Genomic DNA, 772 nt, shown 5'->3' with positions numbered 1-772 from the left:
GGGTTCGGTTCGGTTCGGTTGGTAGGTGACGTTGTGGTGGAGCCCCGCGGGGACCAGCAGGCCCGGGTGATCGGGCAGAAGGTGCTTCGGCCTCGGGAGCAGGTGGAGGAGCGCATTCGTGTTGCGATCCTGTCGGGGGAGCTGAAGACGGGGGATTTGCTGCCGCCGGAGACGGAGTTGGCCAAGCAGTTCAATGTCAGCCGGACGACGGTGCGGGAGGCGTTGCGGTCGTTGACGACGCAGCGGTTGATCTACAAGGTGCCGGGTTCGCGTGGTGGGAACTTCGTGCAGTTGATCGATCATCATTCGCTGGGTTCGGCGGTGATCGACAGTGTGCACAATTTGTTGACGTTGGGCAGTATCGAGTTCACCGAGGTGGCCGAGGTGCGTCAGCATCTGGAGGTGCCCGCGGTGCGGTTGGCGGCGTTGAACCGTAGTGCTGGGGATGTGGAGCGGTTGCGGGATATCGTGCGGCGGCAGAAGTCGGCGTCGGTGGATGATCCTGAGGTGCCGAAGCTGGATGAGCAGTTCCACAGTCTGATCGCGCAGGCGTCGGGTAATCGGGTGCTGGCGTCGTTCGTGTCGGCGTTGCATCACGAGACGGAGCCGGTGCATTATCTCGATCTCTCGCCCGATGTCGGCCGGGCGACGGTGCGTCAGCACAAGGCCATCGTGGATGCCATCGCCGAGCGTGATCCTGATGCCGCCGAGGACGCGATCGTCAAGCACCTGACCTATCTGCGCAAGCACCTCGCCGCACACAACCAACGCT

1 protein-coding gene is annotated in these 772 nt (G+C 63.3%); it reads left to right on the top strand.

Annotated features, from left to right (window positions below; all coding sequences use genetic code 11):
* Nucleotides 1-33: 33 nt before the first annotated feature.
* Nucleotides 34-772, top strand: a 739-nt coding sequence (locus tag JHE00_RS34585; RefSeq protein WP_307832238.1) for a FadR/GntR family transcriptional regulator, incomplete at its 3' end; no start/stop codon positions are given.

The sequence above is a fragment of the Prauserella cavernicola genome (assembly GCF_016595675.1).
Classification (GTDB): Bacteria; Actinomycetota; Actinomycetes; order Mycobacteriales; family Pseudonocardiaceae; genus Prauserella_A; species Prauserella_A cavernicola.
Note: the sequence above shows the minus strand (reverse complement) of the source record. Positions and strands in the feature narration are given on the sequence as shown.